The organism is Kitasatospora sp. NPDC059160, assembly GCF_042755465.1.
Lineage (GTDB): Bacteria > Actinomycetota > Actinomycetes > Streptomycetales > Streptomycetaceae > Kitasatospora.
The window spans coordinates 1-5,332 of record NZ_JBHZCN010000087.1; the positions used below are offsets into that span (position 1 = coordinate 1).

Genomic DNA, 5,332 nt, shown 5'->3' on the forward strand with positions numbered 1-5,332 from the left:
GTTTTTTTTTTTTTTTAACTCCCGCGCCCCGGCGGGGGTAGGGGTCTTTCCGCCCCCCACCGCCCGGCCCCCCCCGCCGCCCGGCCCAGGTCCAGCATGCTGCCGAGAGCGGACTTGCCCCCTCTGTGACCCCGGCCACGGCCCGTGGCCCGTCGTTGCCCGAATGGCCTCGATGAACCTCATGGTCGCCTACGTTGGACCGCTGATGATCCTCGACTCCGACCGGAGCGCCGACGGCCCAGAGGAGCAGCCAACCCCGGCCCATGAGCGTCACACGGACGTGGTGACCACCCGGGGGTTGGCCGAAAGGAGCCTATGGGGCCCGCCCTGCCCGGCAGAGTGCGGGAGTGACCTCGACACCCAACCTGGCCGCCCCCGCCCGCCGACGCCGCCACGCGAAGCTGATCGCCGCACTGACCTCGCTGATCGGCGCTTGCGCCGAAGCCGCGGGTGCGGTGTACGGGCCGCTCGCAGCCGCCTCGCCCGACCAGGAGGTCGTGGAGGTGGGCCTCCTGCCGGTCGTCCAGGTCTGCCTCACCGCCGCTCCCCTGCTGGACATTGCCCGAGCCGAGGACTCCGCCCGGTGGCCTGCCGCCGTGGCCCGGGAGCAGGCGCAGGCCCGGCAGACGTACGCCACGCGGTGCGCCGTGGCGCAGGCGCAGCAGTTCGCGGAGCAGGCTGACCCGTCTGTTGGGCACGGTGTCCCGCTGCTCACGGTGGAGCGGTCTGCCTGCGTGGACCTGGTGGGGGCCGGCATCAAGGTCGCCATGCGGTGGCTGGACGATCCGCGGGATGCGGCCGCCCTGGTGGGCGAGTTGATGTCCGGCGGCGAGCTCGCTGCGGACGAGATCCTCGATGAGGCGGTCGATTTCGCGGTGCTGATAGGCCTGCTGGCGCTGCAGGAGGCACGCGCCGCGTCGGATCCGAGTACGGCGGCTGAGCTGTGCCTGGGCGCCGTCCGCCACATCTCGCTCGCGATTGCCCTGGCCAGCGCCGACCTGGCCTGAGCCGACCAGCGGCGGGCTCGCTCAGCTGCCGGTGTGTGCCCCGGGAGCGCGCGGTCCGCTCCGCCTCCACCCGGTGTTGACGCCTTGGTTACGGGTGGCGGGGTTTCGTCGTGTCCGCGCCGGATCCGGACGACGCCGGGCCTTCGCCGAGGAGCTCGGCTGGAGGGCTGATGGCGGCTACGCTCCGCGGCCGGGGGCGGGAGCCTGGGCATGTCGGCATTGTTCGTTTACCCTGGGCGCCGAATTGATCACACAACTGGTGTGACTGAGGGGGGTTGTGGGGATGCCAGGGTTCGGAGTGAAACCGCAGGACCTGCGGAACGCGAACACCGCCGGTCGTGCGGTGGCGGCAGGGGTCCGACAGGACTGGAAGCAGGACTTCGCGCAGACGCCGGAGCTGGCCCTGCCGAACTGGCAGTTCGTGGACCCGGCGAAGAACGCGATCCAGCACCTGGCCAGCTACGTCGAGCGCGTGGCCACCACGACACTGGAGGACGCGTCCGACACCCTGGGCAGCATCGCCGACTCCTACGAACACGCCGATACCAAGGCGGCCGTATCGCTGGGAGCGGCACCGGAGGGCCAGGGCTGATGGCGTACTACTGGGGGATGCTCAAGACCGCCGACTTCGGCGGCCTGACGACGACCGCGCACGCGCTGTCCACGTTCGAGGGGCACTTCAAGCACCGGATCACGGACTGGCAGAAGATGCTGCGGGACCTGGCCGACTGCGGCTGGCACGGTGAGGCCCAACAGGCGGCGGACAACGCGCTGCGCAACCGGACCAGCCAGCTGTACGTCCTGGAGCAGCTGATCGAGGACCTGCGCATGATGCTGACGGACGCCGCCGACAGCTTCGTCATCCTCCAGGCGCGGCAGACGACGCTCGTCGAGACGGCGGCCGCCAGCGGTCTGCAGATCCTCGACGGGGACGTCGACACCGTGCCGACGGTGCAGATCCTGCCACCAGGCAAGGGCGACGAAGGCGGGCGGCACGACCCCGAGTGGCTCAAGGCGATGGAGACGGCCCGCGACCGGCTCGCCAAGGAGGTCGGCGACCTGTCGACGGAGGTCAAGAGCGTCGACGACTCGGTGGCGGCCGCCCTGAACAGGATCGGCCACACCTTCCAGACCGGGTGGGCCGTCCTGCCCAGCGACGCCGTGGCGGAGGCAGACAAGGACGCGGCCGCGATCGACAAGGCGACGGAAGGACGGATCGGCGTCCCGTCCGCGCTGGACCCCGCCGGCAACGCCAGATGGTGGGCCTCCCTGCCGGAGTCCACACGCCAGCAGCTGATCCAGGACCACCCAGGAGACATCGGAGGCCTGAACGGCCTGCCCGCCGCGACCCGCGACCAGGCCAACCGGCTCTACCTGCCCCAGCTGCGCGAGCAGATCGCCAAGGACCTCAGCGACCAGAACCCGTCCCTGCACGCGAACCCGAACCCGCACACGACCCAGGCCAACCTGGACGCCCTGGACGCCCTCCAGAAGCAGGTCGACACCAAGACGGCCCCACCCCAGCTGCTGCTCGGCCTCGGCGACCCGACGACCCGCCCGTACCCCTCGGCGAGCGCCGTCCTCGCCTACGGCAACCCCGACACCGCCACCAACATCGCCGCCTACACACCGCCGAACCCGGCCGCGGGCACGCTCGCCGCCGACGCCGCCACCGCCCGCGGCCTGGCCGCCGCAGCGACAAAGGCGGACCCGGCCAACCCCACGGCAGCACTGGTCGTCGTGAGCCTGGGCGCACCCGGCGACCCGGGGCTCACACCGTCCTCGGTTCCCGGCCGGCCGCTGCGCAGCGGCGCGGCCCAGGGCGTGCTCGACGGGCTGGCGGCCTCGCACCAGGGAAGGAGCCCGAGCGTGAGCGAGGTCTCCGCGGTGCCGCAGGGGCAGGGCTCGGGGTTCGCGGTCGCGCGGGTGCCGCTGGACCGGTACGCGACCAATCTGCCGGACCCGGTCACGCCGGACACGGTAGTGGCCAGGACGCCGGGCGGCATCGAGGACCCGGCCTCCCACCACGCCATCGTCAATGCGATCGTGGGCCGCCGGTAGCGGCTCTTTTGCAGGGCCTGACCGGCCCCGCGCGGGTTCGCCGGTGCTGCGGCCCACGCGGGGCCGACGGCGTGCGCGGGGGCTTGCGGCCACCGGCGGGCGAGGTGGGTGGGCAGTCGTTCGTAGAGTCGGGGCCGTGAAGAGCACTTCGGAGTCCTGGCCGGGCGTGCCCTACCCGTCGTACCTGCCGCCGAGGGCGGTGCACGAGGAGTTGGAGACGAGTCCCAGTTCGCCACGGCGGCCGAACTGTGGCTGCTCTGCCTGGATGCGGGGGACGGGGCCGCGGTTCTGCCGATCGTACGGACCACCTTCGGGGCGGACGGGACCCAGGTGGGCAGGACCGTGACAGTCCAGGGCGCGAGGACGCCGCTGGTGCGGTACAGGGTCGTGGAGCCGGGCGGGGCGCTCGACGAGCTGCTGACGCCAGCCCCGGCTGCCGGCTGCGAAGGTGGCGCGACTACGGGGTCCGGCCCGGCGGGTGCGGACGTACCTGATCGGCATCGAGGAGCCCCCGCTGGTGAAGATCGGGAGGACCACCGGTACGACTCGGGCGCGGTTGTCGCAGCTGCAGGTGGGTCAGCCCGGTCAGCTCGGCCTGCTGCTGGACGTCGAGGGCGACTTCGAGGCAGCGCTACCCGGAGTGCACGCAGCTGCGCCAGGATCGGGTCCGATCTCGGGTTGACCCTACCGGCCGTCGGGCTCCGTGCCGGGGTGGAGGTGGTGCTGTGCGCTCCCCGGGAGCCCCCACACGCCCTCTACCGTCCGGTGCCGGGGTGGGTGAGGATGAGCGGCTGAGCGTGTCCCGTACCCGATCGAAGGGGAAATGTCGTGGGAGACCATTCGAAAAAGTCGCCGGATCCGTCGACGGGCAAGCCCCCGCCGGACAACGCCGACGGCAAGGTCGAGCCCCCGCCGCCGCCCGCCGGCAAGCACAAGAAGCAGTGAACGACGACGGCTTGGCCGGATACCGCGTACGCCTGGACGCGGAGATGGAGGAGGGCGGGCAGTGGCCGGCCGATTCGCCGTGGCTGCGCGAGGCCGTCGCCGCGCTGCCCCGGGACCGGTTCGCGCCGGATCGGCTGTGGCGCTGGGACGGCTGGGCGTACGTACCCCTCGACAGAACGGTCGACCCGGACGGCTGGGCGAGCGAGGCGTACGGCGCGGTCGACTCTCCGGCGATCACGCAGCTCACCGGCGGGGTGCCGTCGTCGTCGCTGTCGGCGCCCGGGGTGGTGGCCGACATGCTGGACAGCCTGCAGTTGGAGCCCGGGCACCAGGTGTGGGACGTCGGCACCGGCCAGGGCTGGACGGCGGCGCTGTCCGCCTGGCGGGCCGGCCCGGGCCGAGTGGTGTCCACCGAGGTGGACGAGGACCTGGCCGCGTTCGCCCGCGGCCGCCTCGCGGCCGCCGGGCTGGACGTCGAGGTGCGGGTCGCCGACGGCTCCCGCGCCGGGTCGCCCGGTGCAGAGCAGGTCGACCGGCTGCAGGCGACCTACGCGGTGGAGGCGGTGCCGTGGTCCTGGGTGGAGGCGGTCCGGCCGGGCGGACGGATCGTCTACCCGTGGGGCCGGCTGGGGTACGTCGCGCTCACGGTCGCCGAGGACGGCGCGAGCGCGCGCGGCTGGGTGCACGGCCTCGCGCAGTTCATGGGCGACCGCCACGGCCCGGCCCAGCCGGGCAGCGGCCCGGCCGCGCACGCGGCGGTGCGCGCCGGTGCCGATCCCGAGGCGCAGCGGGTGCTGGAGCGCGACCCGGCGGGCCTGGCCGACTGGGGGGTGCGCTTCGCCCTGCGGGTCGCCGTGCCCGACGCCGTGCTCTTCACCGACGACGGCCCGGACGGTGCGGTCACCCTGGTGCACGACGGCGCGCACTCCTGGGCGGAGATCGGGCCGGACGCGGACGGGCGGCCGGTGCTGCGGCAGGGCGGGCCGCGCCGGATCGGCGACGAGGTGCTCACCGCGTGGGCGCAGTGGGACGGGCTCGGCCGGCCGGACCTGTACGACTACGGCATCACGGTCACCCCGGAGTCCCAGTGGGCGTGGCAGGGCAGTCCGGACGGCCCGCGCTGGCCGATCACGCAGCCGGCCCCGGCCCGGTCCTGACCGGCGCGGGCCGTACGGGCCCGCAGCAGGGCCGCCGTGAGAAAGCGGGCGGTGGGGGGGGGGGGGGGGGGTTGGGCGCCCCCCGCCCGCCCGGCGCACCCCCGGGGGCCGCGGCCGGACCGGGCGCGGGCGCGGGGGGGGGGGGGGGGGGGCGGCGGCGGG

The 5,332-nt window shown here is 73.9% G+C and carries 4 protein-coding genes; all 4 read left to right on the plus strand.

Annotated features, from left to right (window positions below):
- Positions 1-347 precede the first annotated feature (347 nt).
- The 4 genes from ACFXOZ_RS30830 (at position 348) to ACFXOZ_RS30845 (ending at position 5,170) form a co-directional block, all read left to right on the plus strand.
- The gene (locus tag ACFXOZ_RS30830; RefSeq protein ID WP_380522343.1) at positions 348-1,007 is read left to right on the plus strand and encodes a hypothetical protein; all 660 of its coding nucleotides are present in this window, start codon (positions 348-350) and stop codon (positions 1,005-1,007) included.
- 283 nt (positions 1,008-1,290) lie between these two features.
- The gene (locus ACFXOZ_RS30835) at positions 1,291-1,599 is read left to right on the plus strand and encodes a hypothetical protein (RefSeq protein WP_380522344.1); all 309 of its coding nucleotides are present in this window, start codon (positions 1,291-1,293) and stop codon (positions 1,597-1,599) included.
- Positions 1,599-3,068, plus strand: a complete 1,470-nt coding sequence (locus ACFXOZ_RS30840) for a hypothetical protein (protein ID WP_380593415.1) — start codon at positions 1,599-1,601, stop codon at positions 3,066-3,068. The genes ACFXOZ_RS30835 and ACFXOZ_RS30840 overlap by 1 nt, the downstream gene beginning before the upstream one ends.
- Before the next feature lie 941 nt (positions 3,069-4,009).
- Positions 4,010-5,170: a protein-L-isoaspartate O-methyltransferase gene (locus ACFXOZ_RS30845; RefSeq protein ID WP_380593416.1), complete on the plus strand. Its 1,161-nt coding sequence runs from the start codon at positions 4,010-4,012 to the stop codon at positions 5,168-5,170.
- Positions 5,171-5,332: the final 162 nt, after the last annotated feature.